A 22,349-nucleotide genomic window follows, 5' to 3' on the forward strand; every position below is an offset into this window, starting at 1 on the left:
GTTTGCATTTTGGCAACTTCAAAAAAAACCAAACTGTCGCGTGTAGACAGTCTGGCTTTTGAAGTTTTATATTTATCGTCATGAATAATCATAATACTCATGAGTTTACGCGTTTGAATTGACCTTTTAGTTATACCTTATCATCTTCTTCACGTTCGCGTGGCAGATGCGTCTGATCATCTAAGGTTTGGTGGTGTTTGTCACTTGCGCTTTCGTCGACCTCATCAGGTGGAGCAATGTGGCGACTGTGGTTGTTACTCATACGCTCATTGAGGTGTGACTCTGCATCACGGTAGCGATGATCAAGCGCTTCGGCTTCAGGATTTGATTTCTCAAAGTTCGCCTGTGACTTGATTTCTTTCACAGTATCTTGCTCGCTGACCATTTCTACATCACCATCGCTCTCATAGCCGTGATTAGGATTGGCATCACCAGTCTGTGGTTCTGTATTTGTCGCATCACTTAACTCATGCGTGACTGGCATCTCTCCGTCAGTCGATACGCTATTTTTGTTTTTTACTTCTTTTTTTAGCGCTGCATAATTTGTTAGTTGATTGACAGCGTTTTCGAGCGTATGTGGATTATCGCGCTCTTGAGCTTCTGATAGGTGCTTATCAAATACATCGGTTAATAATGAATCAAAGCGCATGGCATTGTATTGAATCAGCACTTCTGCCTCTTCCTCAGTAATACCGCCGTTTTGGCTCGCATGTACCACATGGTCTTCGAAGGTAAGGCCTTCAAAACTGTCCTGATGTTCTGCCTTTTTAAACTTCTGCCACAGTGGTTCGATCTCAACCAAGGTCTGATAAGCATGCTCCATACGGCCTGTCACATCATCTGGGTCGGTATTGTAATAAACCATGGTTTTGAGATAATCGCGGAATGGATTGGCAGCAAAATCATCCATAAAGGTATCACCCAGCTGACGTTTTAACTCATCACTTGCTGGCGTAAAGATACGTCCACTTGGGAAAGTGACAAAGCTCACCACATTGGCGGCCATGCGATTAGGGAAGTTGGCAAAGAAAGATACAAAGGCCTCTTGAATCGTGTATAAACTGTTTTGGAGTGCTACTTTGGCATGTAAACGCTCAGACTCTGATTTACTACCATGCTCATAAAATTGCAAAATAGCCGTCGCGATAAATAAGTGGCTATGAATATCCGCTAAGCGACCAGACAGCATCTCTTTACGTTTTAAATCCCCTGCTAGCAGTCCTAGCGCCATATCTGCAGTCAATGCAAAGCCAGCACTGAGGCGGTTGATGTGCTTGTAGTAAGGACGAGTAAAAGCATCAGCAAAACGTGGCGCATTATCACTACCACCAACGTAACCTGCGATAAACGCTTTTGCACCGCGGTTGAAGGTATAGCCTAAATGTTTAAAGAAAAGCGTATCGAATCTTTCAGTCGCTGCTTTTTTATCCTCACTCTGTAGCAGTTGCAGCTCATCGAACAGATAGGGATGACAACGCATCGCGCCTTGGCCAAAAATCATCAGCGAGCGGGTCAAAATATTGGCACCCTCAACAGTGATAGATACAGGAATCGCTTGATAAGGTATCGCTAAGAAGTTACGTGGGCCCATCTGTACGGCACGACCACCAACGACATCCATACCATCATTGACCACACTACGCATGGTCTCGGTCGCATAATATTTTGCCATTGCAGTCATGACTGATGGCGTACCGCCTTGGTTTAACCCGCAAGTTACCAAATGACGGAACGCTTCTAACATATAAGTATTACTTGCCATGCGACTGGTGGCGTCCTGTACACCTTCAAATTTACCGACTGATATTTTGAACTGTTCGCGAACTTTTGCAAATGCACCGACAGACAGATAGGTCATTTCACTGGCTGAGGTCGATAGAGCAGGCAAGGAGATACCACGACCCACGCCCAAGCACTCCATCAGCATACGCCAGCCGCGACCAGCGTTTTCGACACCACCAATGATGTAATCTAATGGTATAAAGACATCTTTGCCATCGACCGTACCATTCATAAATGGCGAGCCGATTGGGTTATGACGTGGACCCGTGATAACGCCTTCATGATTGGCAGGGATTAGTGCACAGGTGATACCGTAATCGGTTTTGTTGGGATCTCCAAGCAGCCCTTCAGGATCATGCATTTTAAAGGCTAAGCCCACGACAGTAGCGATAGGTGCTAATGTAATCCAGCGTTTGGAGAAGTTCATACGCAGACCAAGTACCTGCTCGCCCTCATGCGTGCCATAACAGACGACGCCTGTGTCAGGAATCGCGCCTGCATCAGAGCCTGCCTCAGGTCCAGTCAAACCGAAGCAAGGTACTTCATCACCTTTGGCGAGACCCGGTAGCCAGCGCTGTTTTTGCTCGTCCGTGCCATAGTGCATTAGTAGCTCACCAGGACCGAGCGAATTGGGTACCATACAGGTCACTGCCGCAGTCGGTGAGCGCGACGCGATTTTACTCATCACGCGGCTTTGCGCGTAAGAGCTAAATTCTAGACCACCAAACTCTTTTGGAATAATTAAACCTAAAAAACCATTACTTTTGATAAATTGCCACGCTTCAGGTGACAGCTCTTTATCTTTGTGCTGTATTTGCCATTCATCGAGCATAGCGCATAGCGTTTCTACTTCGTTATCAATGAAGCTTTGCTCTTCCTCTGACAGCTTTGGATAAGGGTAATTGGCAAAAGCCTCCCAATTTGGCGCTCCCATAAACAGCTCTTTTTCCCACCAACTGGTACCAGCATCCAGTGCTTCACGCTCCGTATCACTCATACTCGGCATTGCACCACCCAAAGCCTTATAGACAGGTTTGGTAATGAGTGATTGGCGCAGTGGAGTGATGAGTAAAACCAAGCAAAGTAGCGCGATGGGCACCCCTAAGAGGAGCGACCATGGACTGATAATGGCAGTGACAATGACGGTGATCAGGGCAACAATACTGCCCGTGACTCGTGATAAGGACAGCAAAAAGATGGCCAAGACCACAGCTAATTGAATGATGACTGCCAAAATAAACAAGCCAATTGCCATGACTATCTCCTGTGGGATACTAAATAAAAAGTGTGAAATATAAGAAAATAAAAAGATATGAACCGTTATGATTATTGTTGTGTTTTATAACAAACAGTTCTATCCATATAATAGTTGGCAGCATAAATAACCTTGGTGCTGCTAGCAGACTCTTGTACTGTATACGGCTAAAACAAAAGCGTACTGCGTCAGCTGCCATAGAACAAGCTACTAATATGAAACAGATGTTGATGACTATCAATAGCCAAAGTGCTACGCTGTGTCGATAATATGTATCAGGTATCATGCCCAATAGACTCTAATGAGTAGGGTTTGCCAAGTAGCTCAAATTTGCTGACCAGTTGAGTGGTCAGTGTCATGAACTAACCAAAAGGTATCAGATTGCTTTCGGCATAAGATAAGGTATTGTTACGTCCAACGATGATGTGATCGACCAGTGAGATATCTAGTAGGTCACACGCTTTTTTTAGCTCATAGGTCAGTAGATTGTCAGCAGCTGAGGGCTTGGCATCGGTATGAGGATGGTTATGCGCAATAATGAGCTGGCTAGCCGCGTGGCTTAGTGCGTGCCGGAGTACATGCTTGATACAGACGGAACACGATGAGATACCGCCTGTGAACAGTATTTCAAAGTTTAACAGGTTCAACGCATTGTCCAGACAGAGGACAGCAAATACTTCACGATGCTCACCGCGTAACTGGGTGCTGATGTAGTCTTTGACCATTTGCGAGCGCCCAAGTGCTTGCCCCGTTTTTAGCTTACTATCCAGATAACGTGTGCCCATCTCGAGCGATGCCAATATCTGAGCGTACTTGGCGGGACCGATCCCATGACAAGCAAGAACGGTTTTTTGCGGTGCGGCAAGCAGCTCAGCTAGGCTGCCAAACTGATCGATCAAATGACGCGCGAGCTCAATCGCTGACTGTGACTGCGTACCCGTACGTAAAAATATGGCCAGTATCTCCGCATCAGATAAGTGAGCGGCACCGAATTTCAATAATTTTTCGCGTGGTCTGTCATCCTCATGCCAGTCTTTAATCGCCATTGCCACTCCTTAAGAATAAATTGCTAATTGTTATCTGAGGTAAATACGGAAAATTTTACCCAATTTATCTCATAGTTGTTACTATAAGCGCAATTTTATCTTTTCACTTTTTTATTGATGCTACGCTTATGTCCAATATTGTACTTGCTATTACTGGCGGTATCGCCGCTTATAAATCTGCTATATTTGCCCGCTTGTTGATTAAGGCAGGCTTTGATGTGCGCGTCATTATGACGACAGGCGCACAAGCATTTATCACACCGCTGACTCTGCAAGCGTTGACGGGTAACGAGGTGCATGTCTCATTACTCGATGAGCAGGCAGAAGCTGGGATGGGGCACATTGAGCTGGCTAAATGGGCGGACTTAATTGTCATTGCCCCTGCGTCCGCCAATACGCTCGCACGTCTGGCTATGGGAATGGCTGATGATTTGTTGACCACAGTGTGCCTTGCCACAACCGCACCAGTCATTATCGCTCCTGCGATGAATCAGCAGATGTGGGCGCATCCTGCGGTAAATCTGAATGTACAAACCCTGCGTGATATGAACTATCAGATTATCCAGCCAGCTAGCGGTGAGCAAGCGTGTGGTGACGTGGGCGCAGGGCGGCTGCCTGAGCCTGAGCAGTTGTTGGCCGAAGTGCTCTTGTTCAAAGCAATGAACACGACGCCGCAATTATTAGCAAGTAAAAGAGTGGTCATTACCGCAGGACCTACAGTAGAAGCAATCGATCCTGTGCGCTATTTGTCCAATCATTCTTCAGGAAAAATGGGCTTTGCTTTAGCGCGCGCTTGTGTGGCGGCTGGCGCAGAGGTGATCCTAATCGCTGGTGGTAAAGTGGCATTGCCCACGCCACTTAATGTCACACGAATTGATGTGCTGTCTGCCAAAGATATGCTGATCGCTGCCCAGCAATGTGTGGATGGTACGCATAGCGAGCTTCAATTGGATCTTGAAGATGAGCATGACCATTCTCATGAGCACGCACATGAACATAATCATTCTCACACTCATGAGCACCATCATAGCGATTGTGGTTGCGGTGATGAGCATGAACTACCGCAGGCTTATACTGAACACCAATTCGTAAAGGCAGATATCTTTATCGCGACCGCCGCAGTAGCAGATTATCGTACCATCGATGCCGCACCGCAAAAAATTAAAAAGACGCAAGATGCTATGAATCTCAGCTTGGTTAAAAACCCTGATATTTTAGCGACGATTTCTCTTGCTCATCCAGAACTGTTTGTCGTTGGTTTTGCCGCAGAAACACAGGATGTCGAGCGTTATGCGCGTGGTAAGCTAGCTGCAAAAGCGCTAGATATGATTGCCTGTAACGATGTCTCACGGGCAGATATTGGTTTTGCTAGTGACGATAATGCCATGCAGGTATTTTTCTCTGAGCGCTATGAGCGTGATGCGATAACGTTAGACAAAGCCAGCAAAGACAAGATCGCTGAGCAGTTAGCCAGTATTATTGGTGAAACAATCGCTCAACGTCAAAACAGCTAGTGGTATAAATATAGGCGCTGAGCCTCAAATGGTATAAACAATATGACCAACATAGCTGGTAACGATAGCACTCAGATGCTAGTGCTGACGCTCATTTTTGCGCTGGCATCGCTGCTACACGGTATTAGCGGACTTGGTGCGACGCTCGTCACGACTACCGCGCTTGCTAGCATGTACCCATTGCCATATGCCATTGTATTGGTGATTTTCCCCTCGCTAGTGGTTAATGTCATGACTTGGCTAGCAGGTGGTGAGCGCACCATTTGGCAAAACTTTATCTACTATGGCAGACGCTATTGGCTGCTTGCGCTTACCAGCTTGCTAGGCAGTATTCTAGGTGCGAAGCTACTGCTATGGGTCGATAGCGCTTATATCCTTTTGTTGTTGGCGGCGGTCATTACCTTTTACGTCGTGAGTAGCTTGCTCGGCAAACAAATTCGCTTACCAGATACGAAGCCCATGTTGATTGCTGTTGGTTTTGGTGCAGGCGTCATTGGCGGCTCAACCAATGCGATGTCGACCATTCTGATGATGTATCTACTCTCTGCAAGTGACGATAAAAACACCATCGCCAAAGTGGGTAACATGTGTTATTTCTTAGGCAAAGTGGCACAAATTATCGTGTTGCGTGAGCCTATCATGGCATTGAGTAGCGGTGAGTGGCAGCTGATAGCCTTGCTCAGTGTAATATCTATTGTTACGCTTTTAGTCGGAATTCGTCTACGTCGTTATTTGCCACAAGCGCGTTTTCGTCAGCTTATTTTATTGATTCTAGTCGTGCTTGGAATACGCGTGGGCTGGCAAGGCGTGATGGCGTTTTTGTAGTATGGTCAGTAATAAACAGAATCAAACCATCAACTATTACGGGCTACTGGTATAAATCTTGCTTGCGTGCTGCTATCGTTCGATGCAGCACAAACAACCTCCCAGTAGCACTGACTCGGTTTAAAGTAAGTTGACTATAGGGAGTGTTTTTCAGGTTAGCGATTGAATAAATTTAACACGATGGTCGCGATAACACTGATAACTACCATAGTGACCGCTGGAAAATAAACCCGAGTATTGCCTGAGGTGTGCTTAATATCGCCTGGCAGATTACCTATCCAAGAAAACGCGCTAGGAAACAGCAGCCAAATAACCCCGATAATGACCAGTACAGCCCCTATAATAATCAATATTTTTGCCATATAAGCCTCGCTAATCTTATTTTACTCTTTTGTCTCCACCATACATGCGCTGAACCTTAACCAGCTATTTCACCAAAATACAGCTGCTGTGCCACTCGAAAGGTATTGCAGTGCGCTTCGACCACATCTTCAATATCTTCTGAATAACCACCGCCCATGACAATAGCGACTGGAATGCTAGCGGCTTTTGCTTGCTCAAGCACATATTCATCACGAGCTTTGCAGCCTGCTTGCGTTAAGCCAAGTTTACCCAGTTTATCGGTAGCGAGTACATCGACAGCAGATTGATAAAAGATCATATCGGGCGCAACCTCGCTAATTAGGCGTGGGAGTGTGTCTTTTAATATCTCTAGATATTCGTCATCACCAGCATCGTTTTCCAATTCAATGTCTAGGTCTGATACTTGCTTACGAAAAGGATAATTCTTAGCGCCATGCATACTAAAGACAAAAACGCGTGGCTCGTCACGCATGATGCTGGCGTTGCCATTGCCCTGATGAACATCCAAATCCACAATCAAAATTTTCTTCGCTTGTCCGCGATTTAATAATAAATTGCTAGCGATACAGACATCGTTGAACACACAAAACCCTTCGCCATGATCGGCAAAAGAATGATGGGTGCCGCCTGCAACATTCATGGCCACACCATATTGCTGAGCATATAGCGCGCACTCATAAGTTGCATGGGCGATATAGCGACCGCGCTCCACCAACTGCGGTGTCATCTCAAACCCAATCGCTCGTGCCGCCTTTCGCGGCAGGGTTTGGGTTTTGAGCTGATACCAGTACTTTGCTGTATGAGTGGTCAAAACCTCCTCTTCGCTTAAGCAGGCAGGGGCAAAGAAGTTATCTTGACTGATCGTGCCCTCACTCAATAAGCGCTCCGGAATCAAGATGTATTTTTGCATGGGGAAACGGTGCTTTTCGGGCACAGAGTAGCGAAAGACGTCAGAGTAGGCAATTTTTAGCATAAGAATTCTAGCTTAATATTGATGGTTTTTTGGATATGCAAATAGATAGATGAGCGACCGCTAAGTGCGGCCTCATTGCGTAAACTATATGAGTGAATAAACTGACGCATTACTGAACAAACTGCGTCGGTAAAAAGAATGTGCGTGCATCTGATTGCTGGCGCAGCTCTGTCAGTAATGTCTGCATATCTTCAGCAGGGTTCTGATTATTAATCAAGTCGCCAAATAGCTCGCTTGCAACCGTGGTCATCGCAACGACACTTTGTAGTGAGTGCTCAATGATCTCAGTATCGATACCAACCGCTTCGACATCGATCGCATTTTTGTAGCGTATTTCCCCATCATTGACATCCATCTCTAGGTTGCCAATAAGCATGTCATAGTTAATTTGAGTGATGAGTAGTAGGGCAGCGCTCTGATGACTCTCTGGTATCAAAAATGGCAAAATGCCATAGATTGCTAACAGTTTATTTTTTTCCTGAACACGAAACAGGTAACCACAGTCTATTTTTTTATGACGCATTCTTAGGGATAAATGATGCGATTGCTGGCTGTCGCCGGTTTTGGGACGATAGTGCGTATAGTGCCATTGTTTGTCATTGAAGTATTGGTTTAGACAGTCAACAATGGGCGTGTCACTATGATTTTGTGGTTCTGAACTTGGGTTGTCAGTTTTAAGGTGAGACGCATTTGCTTGCGCTTTCTCGTTGCTTTGAGTAGTATCGTCTTTGGGTGCAGTTTTAGAGGTAGTATTATCAATGTCGCTATCAGCAAGTGATGACTGTGCTGGCTCGCTTATACCATCGATTACTGACTGCGGTGCAGAAGCCGTCAATAATCGTTTGATTTTTTGCCATAAGCTGAGTTTATTGGGTTGACTCATAATAGTATGCTAACAAATAGAAGTTATAGATTAATCGTGATTGAGAGCCAAGCTTTCTTTAATAGTAGGCTGTGCATAGAATGCTTCTAGCATGTCACGAATATGAGCCGTTAACCAAGGCGTTTCAATGGCGTCGTATACGATAGGTAATAGAGCGCTGCTACATTGCGCCATAGCCTCTTCATTGATATGCAAACTCGCCGCAATGGTCGCTATCGTGTCGGATTGATGATTGGCATACCAAGTATCAATACTCGCTGATACCAAACTGTGTAGATAGGGTGACAGTCGCAGGCGGTTGTAGCTTTGCTGGATACCCGCTTCGATATGGTCGATACTACTGTTATTAGGCTCATCGCTTAAGTAAGTTTGTAGCTCGCTAATCGGTTGGTCTTTAATACGATCCCAGCCCATGATGAGCAAACGCGCCACTTCTTCATTTGACAAATGCTCTTGTGCATTGGCCTCAGCTTTGCGCGTCAAATCTTTGATATTGCGATGCAAATACGTTTGCAATTTTTCATCGAGGTTTCTATTGGTCGCTTTCTCAAACGAGCTGCGCCCAAGCTTCATCAGTTTACCAACACCGCCCGCTTTATCAAGCGTGGTCTCCATAAAATCATTGATAGCGTGATAGAGCGTTTGGGTCAATAGATCCGCAAAGGTTTCGTTACCCACCAGCGTATGAATGAGGACGTTACGCTGCTGCTCATGGCTACCAATATAGTTAGCAAGAGTCTGAACTTGGGTGTCATCGACCAGCTCAGACAAAGGCACATTGTCATTGACTGGATGATAGATAATGGTATGCAAAATATCACGGATATCTGTACGCATCACCTCAGTCATTGGCTGATTTAACAGCCAGTCTTTCATTAAATGCTGTAAATGGTCACAGGTGATGTAATTGCTTAAGGGCTGAGCACCAAACCAGCGCCAAGCTTCCATCGATAAAGGCTCGGCCTGCTTGTGCAACCATTGCTGCATAAAATCAACTTGCGCGTCAATCAAGCTGTCTATCGTCAAGCGGCTGGTTAATGGTGCTTTTGACAAGTTGGTGTCTACATTGACACTATTAGTCTCTGCATCTGGCATTTGATTTTGGCTATCTTGTGAAGTCTGCATAGGTTTTGAAGTCATATTTTGAGGTCGTATTTTTTTGAGGTCGTACTTTTTGAAGTAAGAGTAATCGACAATTTGTTATACTGTGTGTTTGTGGTGAGCATAGGGTATTATGCCACGAACATTACCTTTGTTTGTGATGAATATTGACTGCTGCTTGATAAATAACCAGAGGTTTTGATGACGGTTTTGGATACGCCTGTACTAACGCTTGATGAGATGACGGTTCAGCGCGGCGAGATACCGCTCTGTGAAGGGGTGACGCTGTACTTGTCAGCGGGTAGTATTTGTCATCTGATTGGCGCAAATGGAACCGGAAAGACCACGTTACTCATGCAGCTGGCAGGATTATTACCGGTTTTAACAGGTGAGATTTCTTATCAAGGTCTATCAGGTCTACCTATTCAACCGTTATATGTTTCGCACCAGCTTGGCATCCATCCAAATCTAACCGTGGCACAAAACCTGACATTTTTATTGAATTTATATGGCATCACGCCTAGCGCTACTGATATTGACGATGCACTCACTTGGGTTGGGCTACAAGGGTTTGAAACGATCAGCTCGAGTCATCTATCCGCTGGTCAGACACGGCGCATCACACTGGCAAGATTGTATTTATTGACGCCAGCTGTCACACCGCTGTGGTTACTTGATGAGCCGTTTACCGCGCTAGATGTCGATATGGTGGCACGTATGGAAGAACGGTTATGCGACTTTGCGCAGGCTGGCGGCTCGATACTCATGACCAGTCATCAGGCAGTAGGTGTCGCCAATCAAATGCTCGATTTGTCAGATTACATGGTCTAAATGTGACTGCTATCAGTACCATCAGTATCGGTAAAAGGATGAATAATGACAGACAGTCCAATGCAAGTGAGCACAACCATAACCGCGAATAAAAAATCAAATGTTATTGTCACAACGCCGCGCAGTATTGGGTTTATGCAGTTGTGGCGCCGTGAATGGCAAGTTAAGCAGCAAGGGGCGGTACAATGGTTGTACCCATTGGTACTGTTTTTAGTGATTATCACCTTGTTTCCACTAGCGGTCGGTAGTGAGCCTGCGCTTTTGCAGCGTCTTGGCGTATCAGCCGTGTGGATTGCTGCATTGCTGTCCTTGGTGATGGGTGTTGATGGCTTGTTCAAGCCTGCACTTGATAACGGTACGCTTGCGCAATTGGTCGTCGCCAAAGCATCACTACCGTTATGGGTATTGATTAGACTGGTCATTCATTGGATTTTTAGCAGTGGTATTGTGGCATTGCTTAGTCTGCTTGCTGTGCCGCTATTTCAGCTGAGTTGGTTTGAAGCGTGGATATTGATGGCGTCTATCGTGACAGGCAGTCCGATGCTTTTGATGCTATCAGCGGTCGCCAGTAGCTTAACACTGTCATTAAAAAATGGAGCGGTACTGGTACCATTGATTGCATTGCCAATGCAGCTGCCTGTATTAATTTTTGCTACAGGCGCGGTTGATTTATTTGCCACTGGCCTGAATGGCTTACCTATCTTGGCCTTATTACTGGCTGGAAGTATTATATCCGTCCTAGTGATGCCGTGGGTCATTGCGCTGACCCTAAAAATGTCATGGCTCAATTGACTAATGTATTTGCCAGATATTAAAAACCCAGTTGTCTAAATCCAGTTATCTGAACGCCATGTATTAACATCGTGTTGAAAACGGGCAATTTTGCTATAATAGTCAATTGAATACGTAAACAGCTCTTTGTAGATTCTATCCAGTGTTTAACGCCAGCAGGTGAGCTGATAGTGTGCTTTTATAGGCCACGTCGGTCATGACCAGTAAGCTGTGTAATAGGTTTATTCCCATGCCCAACCTGAATAACGTCTCGTCTCCTAGCCTATGGCAGCGCATTTGGCAGGGCTTCTTGACCACCGTAGGCACCAAGCAGTTCTTTCAGATTTTTAGTCCTTGGGTCAAGTGGCTCGCGATATTAGCCAGTCTCTGTTTGCTCATTGGTAGCGTATGGGGTCTTGCTTTTGCGCCGCCTGATTATTTGCAGGGCAATAGCTACCGTATTATTTTTATCCATGTTCCAGCAGCCAGTCTTGCTATCTCTATCTATTTCTCCCTTGCCGTCTTGGGGGTAATTTATTTGGTATGGAAGATTAAGACGGCCAGTCTGGTCGCGCAGGCATTGGCTCCGATGGGATTTTTGCTTTGTGTGATCAGTTTGCTTACAGGTTCTATCTGGGCAAAGCCAACATGGGGTACTTACTGGGTGTGGGATGCACGCCTTACATCAATGCTGATATTGGCGTTTCTGTACGCAGGCGTAATGGCTCTGTTTGCTGCTTTTGAGCACACGGCCAATCGCGGTAAAGCGGCTGCTATTTTATCTATTGTTGGTGCGGTGAATTTACCGATTATCAAGTACTCCGTAGAATGGTGGAACACCTTGCATCAAGGGGCAACCTTTAGCCTGACCGAAGCGCCAAAGATGTCAGCAGACATGTGGATGCCGCTGCTGCTCATGATTATTGGCAGTTACTTGCTGGTTGCGACAATGGCGATTTATCGTACCAATACGCTGATCTTACATCGTGACCAAGGCAAAGCGTGGGTCAAAGAATACATTCGTGCTCAACACAAATAACGGCTAGGAACCTACTATGCAGCCTTACTTTTATAGCATATCTGAGTTTGTCGCCATGGGTAAGCATGGGGTCTTTGTATGGTCATGTTGGGCGATTACCATCGGTGTGATGCTGGCCTTTATTATTTATAGTCGCAGACAAAGACAAGCGCTTATCAAGCAGCTGACGATTCAACAAGCACGTCAGGCACAGCGCACGACCAAAAAATCCACACCGATCACCAAGCAATCTGACTGAGAAAATATATTAATATCAGGGTTTTAGCGTAAGAAACTATATGCTTTTATTGACAAAAATATGACCTCGCGAGTAGCTATAGGGCTTATTGATTTGTCCGAAAAATGCTATCATATGATCATTAGAAGATTACGATTAGAAAGATTTTTTGACAATGTTTCTTGCAAGCGTTTTTCTAATCGTCGTTTCTTTAATATTTTCTGTTTTATGGGCTAATTGTATTTAAAACAGAGACTCATCAACGAGGTAGAGGTATGAATGCAGTTCGTCGGAAAAAGCTGATGTGGGTGATGTTTACGCTGGCAGGTGCAGCTGTAGCAGTCATATTGGTTATTTATGCTATCGGGCAGCAAACCGACTATTATTTTGATGCGACCGCTATCGCTCAAGGTGAGGCGCCTCAAGACAAGCGTATTCGTGCTGGTGGTATGGTGGTGGCTGGTAGTGTGCAGCGTGCAGCAGACAATCCATTGAATGTTGAGTTTGCGATTACTGACTTTCAATCAACCGTACCTGTGACTTATCAAGGTATTTTGCCAGACTTATTTGCCGAAAACTCAGGCGTCGTGGCCACCGGTAAGATGCAAGGGGATACCTTTGTCGCTGGTGAAGTATTAGCTAAGCATGACGAAAACTATATGCCACCAGAAGTCGCTAAATCAATGAAAGAAAACAATCGTAATGGGGTAGCAGTACCTTCTTCTGAACAGTATAATCCTGCCGAAAGAATTCATGAAACTGAAACCCTGCAACAGTAATGATGATAAGTATTGATGACATATAAAAAGGCCACCGATAATCGGTGGCCTTTTTAATACATTGCATTTAGCTATTCAGCTAATGATTAGTCGTCCCATACAGGGCTATAATCAGGATGCTCAATCTTACGACCATCAGAACTGGCTAGCTTGCCGATTTTTTCTAATTCATCTGCACTTAGCTCGACGCCTACTGCATCTAAATTGCCTTGCAAGTGATCAGGGTTAGACGTTTTTGGAATAGCAACGCGGTGTTTGTCTGATAAGATCCATGCCAATGAGATTTGTGCTGGCGTGACGTTGTGCTTATCTGCAATCTCTTTAATGATATCGTTATCAAATACATCGCCACGAGCGAGTGGTGAGTAAGCTTCTAGCAAAATATGATGGTTATTCAAAAAGGTTTGTAATGTATCTTGCTTAATGAACGGATGAAATTCAACTTGGTTTACGACAATAGGTACGTCCGCATATTTTTCAGCTTCAGTGATGTTAGCAATATTAAAGTTCGAGACACCGATATGACGCGTTAGACCTTGCTTTTGTAATTCACACAATGCAGGGATGGTCTCAGATAATGGTACACGGTCATCAGGCCAGTGTAGTAGCAATAGGTCGACATAGTCCACGCCCAAATTTTCTAATGACTTTTGGGCAGCAGCTTTAAGCTTTTCTGGCTCAAACTTCATGTCGTCTGGAAATATTTTGGTGGTTAAGAAGAACTTGTCACGAGCCACGCCAGATTGCTTAATACCTTCACCAACTTCTTTTTCATTGTCATACGCTTGAGCGGTATCAATGTGCTCATAGCCCATCTCTAAGCCTTTTTTGACCACATCTATGCAGTCTTGACCAGTTGACTGCCAAGTACCCAGTCCTAGAACGGGAATATTGGCTTTTCCAGCGGTACGAATATTATAGTTTTTAGTCCTCATATTTTTATCCTTATAGTCAATCCACTAAAAAAGCGTTACAGCGTTAACCTCGCTTGAAGTATGACGTATACATCTGCACTCGGTTGCCTTGTACCACTCTTAAATTGGATCAACTATATTTTATTTATAATTTATAGTATGTCTTGAGTTAAAAATGGTTTTAAACAAAACATTTAATACAGTTGATACTAGTAGAAAAACTTAGCAGTTGTTTAGCTCATCTAATAATCAAGTTTGTCTACTATAAGAAAAACTAGAGCAAAATGGAAGAGCGTGTGACGCATCCCTACAAAGGACAAACAGGCTGTAACGTGAACTCGATAACTTGTTAGGATGATATGAAGCTTAAAAAGAGGTAAGATCAGCAAAACGAAGACATTAAAAAACGCCCACCACGGTTAAGTGGTGAGCGCCTATAATCATTGAGGTACCCGTATGGCTGGGCACTGATGATTTTAGTGTCTTACTGAGCAGCGGCTTCTGTTTCTACCGTTTCAGTACTGTCAGTTTTAGCTGCGGTATCAATGCTTGCACTAGTGTCAGAACCCCAGATTTTTGGGTACTTGTAGCCAGGGAACGTTTCATGGGCGTACTTTTTGAAAGCCTCTGAGTTATAGGCGTTGGTGACATCTTCAACCCATTTCTTACCAGTATCAGCAGATTTGATCGCTGACCAGTTCACATAAGCAAAGCTTGGCTCTTGGAACAATGCTTCGGTCAGCTTGATGCCAGAGTCAGTTGCATAGTTACCGTTGATTACTGCAAAGTCAACTTCATCACGCGCGCGTGGTAATTGAGCCGCTTCTAGCTCAACGATATCGATATCGTATTTGCTGTTGTCAGCGATGTCAGCTTTTGATGCAGTCAATGGGTCGATACCGTCTTTTAGTTTAATCCAGCCAAGATCGTTCATCATGACCAACGCACGAGCAAAGTTACTTGGATCGTTCGGTGCAGAAACACTCATGCCTTTGAATGCTTCATCTAGGCTAGATTTTTTACCTGAGTAAATGCCAAGCGGGGCAGTTGGCACTTGGAATACTTCAACGAGATCAAGGTTGTTCTCTTTTTTGAAGGTATCAAGATATGGTTTGTGCTGGAAAATGTTGATGTCCAAGTCGCCTTCTGCCAAGGCAAGGTTAGGACGAACATAATCAGTAAATGCAACTAACTCAACCTCATAACCCTGAGCTTCAAGTGTGCCTTTTACTTGGTTACGAACCATATCAGCAAAATCACCTTCAGTCGTACCGATAACAATTTTGGTGTGTTCAGGATCGATGTCACTAGTACTCGCAGTCGTTTCTGCGGTGGCACCTTCGGTTACTGGCTCTTGGTTCGCTTCTGGCGCTGATGAGTTGTTGCAACCGACTAAGACCAAACCTGATACGCCAACAGCGGCAAATGCGGTGGCTAACTGACGGCTGATATCTGTTAATTTCATAATACGTCCTTAATAATGAATAAAATTGAGTGAAACATTTATCGTCTGAACATTAAAAAAGCAACATTATGAATAGTAATGCTGCTCTTGTTTAAGCGCTGAGATAAGGGTTGAGTGTTGCCAAAAATAAACCTAGTCGCTCGTAATGTCAAGTATTCTCTAAAGCGGTTTAACGTTTGTCTAAACGATTGGCGAGCCAGTTGCCAGACGCTTGAATCGATATCACCATCACTGACAACACCAGCACGATAAAAATCATCACCTCGGTCTGATAGCGATAATAGCCATAACGAATGGCCAAATCACCCAAACCACCACCGCCGATCATACCAGCCGCTGCTGAGTAAGAGAGTAAGCTGATACAAAGAATAGTGACCGAGAGTACCAATCCTGAGCGCGCTTCATTGAGCAGTACTTTGATGATGGTAAAAGGTCTGGCGCCCATCGATTCAGTTGCTTCAATAATACCGCGCGGTACTTCACGCAAATTTTGCTCAACCAAACGCGCAAAATAAAACGAACCTGCAATCGCAAGGACGAGAGAGGCGGCGATAGGACCGATACCAGTACCGACGATAGCTTTGGTAAATGGGCTCATCGCAATCATCAAAATCACAAAAGGGAAGGCGCGCATAAAGTTGGTAATGGCGCCAAGTACGCCATACAGTGTCTTGTTTTGCAAAAATTGTCGGTCACTAGACAAAAACAAGAATACGCCAAAGAGCCCACCGATAAGGATGGCGACCGTGGTTGAAATACCAAGCATCACGAACGTATCAACAAACGCGCTCATAATCTCTTTGCGTAGGGCAAGCAGCTTGTCTATAGAGGCGGATAATTCAGTACCAGTTAACATATCTATTTCTCCTGCCTCATTAGTCCTCAACGACTAAGCCTTTGCCAATCGGGGTAGTTGCCTGAATCAGACCATCTCGTACATCGGCCACTTCTAATAGCTGACCTTGATGCAATAATGCTGCGCGATCACAGAGTCTGCGAATGACGCTCATCTCATGGGTTACGATGACGATGGTCACACCAAGTTGCTCATTGATATCGCGCAAACAAGTCAGCAAACTGCGAGTCGTTGCAGGGTCAAGCGCACTGGTTGGCTCATCGGCCAGCAATACTTTTGGACTCGGGGCAATCGCGCGGGCAATACCGACACGTTGCTTTTGCCCACCGGATAGCTGCGCAGGATAATGTCCAGCGCGATCAGTTAAATCGACAATCTCAAGACATTCCATAACGCGTTTATGAATATCGCGGCTAGGATAGCCTGACACTTTTAAATTAAATGCTACGTTGTCAAAAACCGTTTGATTAGACATGAGATTAAACTGCTGAAAAATCATACCGATATTATGACGAGCAATACGCAGTTCACTGGCAGATAGCGTGGTCAAGTCAGTACCGTCTATCACCACTTGGCCTGAATCTGGACGCTCAAGCATGTTAATCAAGCGCAACAAGGTAGATTTACCTGCGCCTGAATAGCCCATTAGACCAAAAATCTCGCCTTGTTTGATAGTCAGAGATGTCGGCTCAACAGCAGTAAACCAATGTGGTTTGCCGTCTTTGTCTTTGATTGATCGGTCGCTTAAAAAACTTTTGGTCACATCGTTTAAGACAATCATGTCATTCATGGAGGGCTCAAAATTCAATAAATTTTTTAATGGTCATCGTGTGTCGTTATGCTTCTATTACTAGATAAGAAGCCCATCAAAACGACAATAGTCAATAACCGTATAATAAGGGGCGGTAATATAGCATATTATCAGTCACTTTGGATATGCACATCGGTGACTGACTTATGATGAATAGCTATTAAGGAAGGAATGTTTGAGGGGTGTCAGTGGGAATAATATTAACAAAACAACGTGTTTTCAAATATAGCTGACTACTCATGCTGATTGTAATGAGGGTCATGTTTAACGGGTATGGCGACTAAGAAGCGAGTATGACCGTTTAGCGTATCAGTAGTGATCCGCCCTTGATGCGCGGTGACAATCTGAGAAACCAAAGAAAGCCCCAACCCTGACCCTTTATTCTTTTGCTGTAACCGTACGAAGGGACTAAACACTTCTTCGCGTTTTTCTTCAGGAATACCTGTACCTTCATCGATGACTGCTAGTACTGCATATTTTGGTAGGGGACGTACAGGCTCGGCTTTTGCCTTTTTGAGATGCTTGGCAAATAAGCCTTCTTTGCGCGGTGTGGCTGAGGCTTCGTTATTATTTGGGGTGTTGGCTTTAGCGCTGTTTTTCGCTTTATCTTTGCTGCCATTTTTACTGATAGTTATATCAGTTGCTACTTTGTCAGTTTTTCTATTGCTATCGTTTTTAAGAGCGTGCGCACGATTATCGATTGTTCCGTCTGTAGATTCGATAAAATCATTATGTACGGATTTCTTAGCGTCTTTATTAAAGTCTAGGGTGTCTTTAGAATCAGGAACGGCCTTCCAAATCACTTTATCTAAATCGGTGCTAGTAATATGAGCATCAGGTTTTACAGAACTTGGGATATTTTTAATAAAGTTAAGGTCTGTACTTATATCAGCATTTACATCTTCATCGACTGTTAGATTTTCACCATTTTTGTAGATTGGCGGTGCTGGCAAGACAGCTATTGGCTCGACTGAATCAATTTTGTCTTTATTGCTCAGAGTAGAGTCGGCATTTTCGGGTGAAGCAGACTCCTGCTCATCTATATTGGTATCAAGCGGCTCTTCATGAGAGTCAAAATCCAACAAGCTATTATAATCGGTGAAACTGCTAGAGAGCACGGTCTGCAATAGGTAATCAGGAACAGTCCCAGCATCTTCGATAGTCTGAACGCCGTACAGTAACACGGTAACGGGCGGCTTGCCATGAAGCATGGCATTGGTCAAAAGGTTGCGAATGAGATGAGTCAACATTGATGATTGACCATCAATCATGATGTGCTCACCAATCAACGTGGCTTCAGGATAGTGCTGACGTTCTTGATTGACCAAATCGTATAAATCCAAGTTCTCAATTTGCTGCAAGGCATGACCTGCGTCTAGACGGCTGACCAACAATATACTTTCGACCAAATCATTGAGACCTGATAGATCGCGAGTGATGGCATGAGCGCGTTTATCAAACTTGGCTTTGGTGTCAGATGGTAGCGCACCAGCCAACATATCCATCATTTCAATCTGCAAGCGAATGCGCGTAATAGGCGTACGCAACTCATGAGAAGCATGCGCCAATAATAAATTGTTGGCATCAACGAGGTGCTCAATCTTTTGCGCTGCTTGGTTGAACCCACGCGCCAATGAGGCAATTTCATCATTACCACGCGCGTTCACTCGAACCGTAAAATCCCCGTCGCCTAACTGAGCCATCTGCTGACTTAACTGATCGATACGCCATGTCATGGTACGGGCAATCAGCCACAGAACACCTGCCATAATAATGAGCAGCAACAACGTACCTGTAAACAGATTCAGCGCTGCAGAAAGCACGGGCTTTTTAGGAGGTAAACGCGACTCATATAGCAGAGTATAGCCAGTGCTGCTATAGACTTGAGCCTGCTTAGTAGGGGATGTATCTGCAAACGAAGGAAAAACACGTGAAAATAAAGATGGCGTAGGTGGTAGCTCTAGCGGCAAATCGCTATTATCGGTTTGCATGAGCAACCGACCTTCGCTGTCGTACAAGCCCATTTTGGCCTGTAGTGACTCATCAAAAATATCGAAGCTTTTTTTGACAACAGCTAGCATAAATCGTGATTGTAGGCGATTGTCCTTACTGATAGAGATATTTAACTCATGCAGAAAGGGATCAATCTGACCCAAAATCTGCGTGGCCAATATCTCTGATCGGATTCCTGCGTCCTTGTCATGCACCAGTTGGGTCAATAGCACCATAGCAACTGCAAATAAAATAAGTGCCAGCATAACGCTGGCAAATAGTTTGGCAAATACGGAACGAAAACCCAATTGCTGCATTAAACAATCTCTGTTATTGGACACTAATATCGACTGAGCTTAATATGCTCTCTATCGATTAATCCATCTTTCATGATCAAACCTGATCAGTGGCAAATTGATAACCAACACCGCGCACCGTGATAATGCGTTTTGGTTGACGTGGGTTGTCTTCGATCAAAGCACGCAAACGTGAAATATGCACATCAATGGCACGATCGATGTTGTCTGAGCTGTCGTCGTTTGGCATTGCCTGCCAAAGCTGCTCGCGATTTAGCACTTTGCCAGAATGGGTAGCAAAATAGTGTAGTAATTGGAACTGATGTGTCGTTAAACGTACAGGCTCATCATCGATAGTAACTTCGTGACTGTCAGGGAACACACTCAAACGACCAAAGGTTAAGCTATCTGACTGGCTATCTGCTTGGTTTGGCTGCTCATGACGGCGGATAACCGCACGGATACGGGCAAGAAGCTCACGCGGCTCGAAAGGCTTTGCGATATAGTCATCAGCACCCATCTCCAAACCTAACACGCGATCAGTTGTATCCCCTTTTGCGGTCAGCATAATAATAGGCACTTTATTGGTCATATTATTCTTGTTGCCACGAATTTTTTGACATACTTGCATACCATCCATGTCAGGCAGCATCAAATCAAGTACGACCAAATCGATATCACGCTCTTTGGTATCTAACAGATCAAGGCCTTCTTGACCCAAACCTGCATGATGGACGTCATAGTAATTCATGGTCAAATAATCACTGATCAGCTCTGCTAAATCTGGATCATCTTCAATCAATAAAATCTGCTTGCTCATAGGATATCCTCTAATTGTTCTTATAATTTGCCAAAGGTCTAATGTGTGCTAGTCGCTTAACTATGATAGAAGTATCAATAGTTTTTACATTCTATGCCATTAAACCTCTGAGCCTCTAAGTTTTCAGGTGTTTTAGAGTACTGAACTATCATGATGATAAAAATACGTAGTGATAAAAATAGTCCTAAATACTCGGATAGTGCTATATATAGTACGACTATATTGCCTAATGATGCTGTTACAAAACAAGATAGGCTTTGTTAATGTTTCTACCAAATGTAACTGTCAGCGTGAATGGCTATGACACGATGACTTTTTTGCCTTCAGAGTCAATAGGTAAGTCAGCCAAGCAAATTAAACTATCGTTACTCACACCAGCAATCAAATATTGTTGCGTGGTCGGATCATACTCAACAACCTCAATAGGCTGGCGTGTCAAACGCTGGTCTTGGCCAATAATCCAGACATTGGCGGTCAACGGTTTAAGCGGCATATATGGCGGTTTTTGTAACTCTATTAAGTCAACATCATGCAAGGCGCGCTTGGGCACGATAGTACCTACGTCTATTTGTCCATAATTGACTCGCCCCGTGACCTTCATTTCTGGTTGTAGCTTGTCACGGCTGGCTTCATTGTCAATGACGTTAACATACACCAACAGTTTTTTTGGCTGGCTGGTAGGCACAAGCTTACTGACCTGACCTGTAAACTTGTCAGTGATACCTTCGGTCGTAAAATTGACAGTCTGACCAACTGAAAGCTGAGGCTCCGCTTGAATGGGTAGTGTCGCCGCAAAGTGCAATTTGGTCTCGTCACTAATTTCTAATAGGGGCGTGCGCGCCGCCATTTTTTCACCAGTTGTGGCATATAGGTTTTCTACACGACCTGAAAAGCTAGCAGTTATCGTCACCAAATTATATTGTGGGTTCGGTTTTTTAGTAGCAGCTTTTATACCATTACCATCGGTGTTGTCACTATTATCTGTGACAAGGTTTGCTGCTGACGACTCTTTTTTATCATTATTAGTATTATTTACATTAGCATCATTATCAACAGATAAAGCCTTAGTAGAGCTAGAGTCAGAATTGTCGTCAATACTTGGTGTATTCTCTGGTTTCTTATTATTGGTAGTGCTTGTCACTATCTCTTCTTTAGAAGAGTTGGCTTCTGTAGATGTGTCTGGTTTTACGGTAGGATCACTCACCGCCGCCAAGCGCCTGACAACTAGTAAAGGCGTACCTTTTTCTACCCATTGACCTTCGCTAACGAACGTTTTTTCTATATTGACGGGATGTACTGCAACAAATTTGGTTTGTTTGATAGGCTCGATGCTACCTTGCAGCCCTAGACTTGGCTGATAACGGGAAGACTTTATACTGAGTATGTGTTCTGGTGTGATCGTGACACTATCACTGGTAATGACAACGGGGGAGTCTGCCGTTGCCGTGTTTTCAGGAGCGACTGATTCATTCTCAGATGGTGAGGGTTGACAAGCAGTAAGCAATAAAACGCTGAGCAAGTAGAGGCTTTTTTTAGAAGGTTTAAAGGCTGTCATAGCAGTCACCGTTATAGTCGTCGTTTCATTATATAGTGAATAGATACGCGGTGGAACAATTGCGCCATACTTACTAATCTTAAGTAGCGTAAGCGTTTGTCATAAGAAAATAGATGAGGTTGCCGACTTATTAAATAAGAACAGCGGTTTATGATACTCATTAGTTAGAACATTAATTCGCTAATGACTGGAAAAGCATCAATAACTGTGCTAAAACAAACATAACGAAATACTGTGATACATTTTTATCACAAAAGAAAA

General features: G+C 44.3%; 20 protein-coding genes. 7 read left to right on the forward strand and 13 right to left on the reverse strand.

The annotated features are described in order from the left end of the window. Nucleotides 1-130 precede the first annotated feature (130 nt). Nucleotides 131-3,037 (reverse strand): acyl-CoA dehydrogenase, encoded by a 2,907-nt coding sequence (locus AS194_RS10435; RefSeq protein WP_083499668.1) that lies wholly within the window; start codon nucleotides 3,035-3,037, stop codon nucleotides 131-133. Nucleotides 3,038-3,399: 362 nt separating this feature from the next. Next, complete coding sequence (gene radC / locus AS194_RS10440; protein WP_058025455.1) at nucleotides 3,400-4,083, reverse strand: RadC family protein; 684 nt, start codon at nucleotides 4,081-4,083, stop codon at nucleotides 3,400-3,402. 128 nt (nucleotides 4,084-4,211) lie between these two features. Between radC and coaBC the strand changes: the two genes are divergently transcribed. Together coaBC and AS194_RS10450 are read left to right on the forward strand one after the other, a co-directional pair. Further along, a complete protein-coding gene (gene coaBC, locus AS194_RS10445) occupies nucleotides 4,212-5,597 on the forward strand; it encodes a bifunctional phosphopantothenoylcysteine decarboxylase/phosphopantothenate--cysteine ligase CoaBC (RefSeq protein WP_058025456.1) in 1,386 nt (461 codons plus the stop codon). A gap of 42 nt (nucleotides 5,598-5,639) precedes the next feature. Next, nucleotides 5,640-6,422, forward strand: coding sequence for a sulfite exporter TauE/SafE family protein (locus tag AS194_RS10450; RefSeq protein ID WP_058025457.1), 783 nt, complete (start codon nucleotides 5,640-5,642; stop codon nucleotides 6,420-6,422). Nucleotides 6,423-6,577: 155 nt separating this feature from the next. Here AS194_RS10450 and AS194_RS10455 read toward each other — a convergent pair whose 3' ends face one another. From AS194_RS10455 to AS194_RS10470, 4 genes are all read right to left on the reverse strand, one after another. After that, a complete protein-coding gene (locus AS194_RS10455) occupies nucleotides 6,578-6,784 on the reverse strand; it encodes a DUF2905 domain-containing protein (protein WP_058025458.1) in 207 nt (68 codons plus the stop codon). Between the two features lie 56 nt (nucleotides 6,785-6,840). Further along, a complete protein-coding gene (locus AS194_RS10460) occupies nucleotides 6,841-7,758 on the reverse strand; it encodes a histone deacetylase (RefSeq protein WP_058025459.1) in 918 nt (305 codons plus the stop codon). A gap of 109 nt (nucleotides 7,759-7,867) precedes the next feature. Continuing rightward, the gene (locus AS194_RS10465; RefSeq protein ID WP_058025460.1) at nucleotides 7,868-8,641 is read right to left on the reverse strand and encodes a YbjN domain-containing protein; all 774 of its coding nucleotides are present in this window, start codon (nucleotides 8,639-8,641) and stop codon (nucleotides 7,868-7,870) included. Between the two features lie 30 nt (nucleotides 8,642-8,671). After that, nucleotides 8,672-9,781: a hypothetical protein gene (locus AS194_RS10470; protein ID WP_058025461.1), complete on the reverse strand. Its 1,110-nt coding sequence runs from the start codon at nucleotides 9,779-9,781 to the stop codon at nucleotides 8,672-8,674. A 162-nt stretch (nucleotides 9,782-9,943) separates the two neighbouring features. Here AS194_RS10470 and ccmA point away from each other — a divergent pair, with 162 nt between their 5' ends. The 5 genes from ccmA to ccmE all read left to right on the forward strand — a co-directional run bounded on the left by ccmA (nucleotide 9,944) and on the right by ccmE (nucleotide 13,379). Continuing rightward, nucleotides 9,944-10,573 (forward strand): heme ABC exporter ATP-binding protein CcmA, encoded by a 630-nt coding sequence (ccmA, locus tag AS194_RS10475; protein ID WP_058025462.1) that lies wholly within the window; start codon nucleotides 9,944-9,946, stop codon nucleotides 10,571-10,573. Between the two features lie 135 nt (nucleotides 10,574-10,708). After that, on the forward strand, nucleotides 10,709-11,365 hold the full coding sequence (locus AS194_RS10480) for a heme exporter protein CcmB (RefSeq protein ID WP_058025499.1): 657 nt from the start codon (nucleotides 10,709-10,711) through the stop codon (nucleotides 11,363-11,365). A 229-nt stretch (nucleotides 11,366-11,594) separates the two neighbouring features. Continuing rightward, nucleotides 11,595-12,383 carry a heme ABC transporter permease gene (locus AS194_RS10485; protein WP_058025463.1) on the forward strand — a complete coding sequence of 263 codons (789 nt, stop codon included), beginning with the start codon at nucleotides 11,595-11,597 and terminating at the stop codon, nucleotides 12,381-12,383. 16 nt (nucleotides 12,384-12,399) lie between these two features. Next, nucleotides 12,400-12,621, forward strand: a complete 222-nt coding sequence (gene ccmD / locus AS194_RS10490; RefSeq protein WP_058025464.1) for a heme exporter protein CcmD — start codon at nucleotides 12,400-12,402, stop codon at nucleotides 12,619-12,621. A 254-nt stretch (nucleotides 12,622-12,875) separates the two neighbouring features. Beyond that, nucleotides 12,876-13,379 (forward strand): cytochrome c maturation protein CcmE, encoded by a 504-nt coding sequence (ccmE, locus tag AS194_RS10495; RefSeq protein WP_058025465.1) that lies wholly within the window; start codon nucleotides 12,876-12,878, stop codon nucleotides 13,377-13,379. Nucleotides 13,380-13,465: 86 nt separating this feature from the next. Here ccmE and AS194_RS10500 read toward each other — a convergent pair whose 3' ends face one another. The 7 genes from AS194_RS10500 to AS194_RS10530 form a co-directional block, all read right to left on the reverse strand. Next, nucleotides 13,466-14,314: an aldo/keto reductase gene (locus tag AS194_RS10500; RefSeq protein WP_058025466.1), complete on the reverse strand. Its 849-nt coding sequence runs from the start codon at nucleotides 14,312-14,314 to the stop codon at nucleotides 13,466-13,468. A 463-nt stretch (nucleotides 14,315-14,777) separates the two neighbouring features. Then, nucleotides 14,778-15,758, reverse strand: a complete 981-nt coding sequence (locus AS194_RS10505) for a MetQ/NlpA family ABC transporter substrate-binding protein (protein WP_058025467.1) — start codon at nucleotides 15,756-15,758, stop codon at nucleotides 14,778-14,780. 169 nt (nucleotides 15,759-15,927) lie between these two features. Next, nucleotides 15,928-16,614, reverse strand: coding sequence for a methionine ABC transporter permease (locus AS194_RS10510; RefSeq protein WP_058025468.1), 687 nt, complete (start codon nucleotides 16,612-16,614; stop codon nucleotides 15,928-15,930). A 19-nt stretch (nucleotides 16,615-16,633) separates the two neighbouring features. After that, nucleotides 16,634-17,404 carry a methionine ABC transporter ATP-binding protein gene (locus AS194_RS10515; RefSeq protein ID WP_058025469.1) on the reverse strand — a complete coding sequence of 257 codons (771 nt, stop codon included), beginning with the start codon at nucleotides 17,402-17,404 and terminating at the stop codon, nucleotides 16,634-16,636. A gap of 254 nt (nucleotides 17,405-17,658) precedes the next feature. Further along, a complete protein-coding gene (locus AS194_RS10520) occupies nucleotides 17,659-19,734 on the reverse strand; it encodes a sensor histidine kinase (protein ID WP_058025470.1) in 2,076 nt (691 codons plus the stop codon). A gap of 76 nt (nucleotides 19,735-19,810) precedes the next feature. Then, nucleotides 19,811-20,533 (reverse strand): response regulator transcription factor, encoded by a 723-nt coding sequence (locus AS194_RS10525; protein ID WP_058025471.1) that lies wholly within the window; start codon nucleotides 20,531-20,533, stop codon nucleotides 19,811-19,813. A 298-nt stretch (nucleotides 20,534-20,831) separates the two neighbouring features. After that, on the reverse strand, nucleotides 20,832-22,088 hold the full coding sequence (locus AS194_RS10530; RefSeq protein ID WP_058025472.1) for an HlyD family efflux transporter periplasmic adaptor subunit: 1,257 nt from the start codon (nucleotides 22,086-22,088) through the stop codon (nucleotides 20,832-20,834). Nucleotides 22,089-22,349 lie beyond the last annotated feature (261 nt).

Source organism: Psychrobacter piscatorii, assembly GCF_001444505.1.
Lineage (GTDB): Bacteria > Pseudomonadota > Gammaproteobacteria > Pseudomonadales > Moraxellaceae > Psychrobacter > Psychrobacter piscatorii_B.

What these genes read in the sequence shown, in the direction of transcription:
- AS194_RS10435 (WP_083499668.1), bottom strand. Translation starts at nt 3,037, where the DNA reads ATGGCAATTGGCTTGTTTATTTTGGCAGTCATCATTCAATTAGCTGTG.
- radC (WP_058025455.1), bottom strand. Translation starts at nt 4,083, where the DNA reads ATGGCGATTAAAGACTGGCATGAGGATGACAGACCACGCGAAAAATTA.
- coaBC (WP_058025456.1), top strand. Translation starts at nt 4,212, where the DNA reads ATGTCCAATATTGTACTTGCTATTACTGGCGGTATCGCCGCTTATAAA.
- AS194_RS10450 (WP_058025457.1), top strand. Translation starts at nt 5,640, where the DNA reads ATGACCAACATAGCTGGTAACGATAGCACTCAGATGCTAGTGCTGACG.
- AS194_RS10455 (WP_058025458.1), bottom strand. Translation starts at nt 6,784, where the DNA reads ATGGCAAAAATATTGATTATTATAGGGGCTGTACTGGTCATTATCGGG.
- AS194_RS10460 (WP_058025459.1), bottom strand. Translation starts at nt 7,758, where the DNA reads ATGCTAAAAATTGCCTACTCTGACGTCTTTCGCTACTCTGTGCCCGAA.
- AS194_RS10465 (WP_058025460.1), bottom strand. Translation starts at nt 8,641, where the DNA reads ATGAGTCAACCCAATAAACTCAGCTTATGGCAAAAAATCAAACGATTA.
- AS194_RS10470 (WP_058025461.1), bottom strand. Translation starts at nt 9,781, where the DNA reads ATGACTTCAAAACCTATGCAGACTTCACAAGATAGCCAAAATCAAATG.
- ccmA (WP_058025462.1), top strand. Translation starts at nt 9,944, where the DNA reads ATGACGGTTTTGGATACGCCTGTACTAACGCTTGATGAGATGACGGTT.
- AS194_RS10480 (WP_058025499.1), top strand. Translation starts at nt 10,709, where the DNA reads ATGCAGTTGTGGCGCCGTGAATGGCAAGTTAAGCAGCAAGGGGCGGTA.
- AS194_RS10485 (WP_058025463.1), top strand. Translation starts at nt 11,595, where the DNA reads ATGCCCAACCTGAATAACGTCTCGTCTCCTAGCCTATGGCAGCGCATT.
- ccmD (WP_058025464.1), top strand. Translation starts at nt 12,400, where the DNA reads ATGCAGCCTTACTTTTATAGCATATCTGAGTTTGTCGCCATGGGTAAG.
- ccmE (WP_058025465.1), top strand. Translation starts at nt 12,876, where the DNA reads ATGAATGCAGTTCGTCGGAAAAAGCTGATGTGGGTGATGTTTACGCTG.
- AS194_RS10500 (WP_058025466.1), bottom strand. Translation starts at nt 14,314, where the DNA reads ATGAGGACTAAAAACTATAATATTCGTACCGCTGGAAAAGCCAATATT.
- AS194_RS10505 (WP_058025467.1), bottom strand. Translation starts at nt 15,758, where the DNA reads ATGAAATTAACAGATATCAGCCGTCAGTTAGCCACCGCATTTGCCGCT.
- AS194_RS10510 (WP_058025468.1), bottom strand. Translation starts at nt 16,614, where the DNA reads ATGTTAACTGGTACTGAATTATCCGCCTCTATAGACAAGCTGCTTGCC.
- AS194_RS10515 (WP_058025469.1), bottom strand. Translation starts at nt 17,404, where the DNA reads ATGAATGACATGATTGTCTTAAACGATGTGACCAAAAGTTTTTTAAGC.
- AS194_RS10520 (WP_058025470.1), bottom strand. Translation starts at nt 19,734, where the DNA reads ATGCAGCAATTGGGTTTTCGTTCCGTATTTGCCAAACTATTTGCCAGC.
- AS194_RS10525 (WP_058025471.1), bottom strand. Translation starts at nt 20,533, where the DNA reads ATGAGCAAGCAGATTTTATTGATTGAAGATGATCCAGATTTAGCAGAG.
- AS194_RS10530 (WP_058025472.1), bottom strand. Translation starts at nt 22,088, where the DNA reads ATGACAGCCTTTAAACCTTCTAAAAAAAGCCTCTACTTGCTCAGCGTT.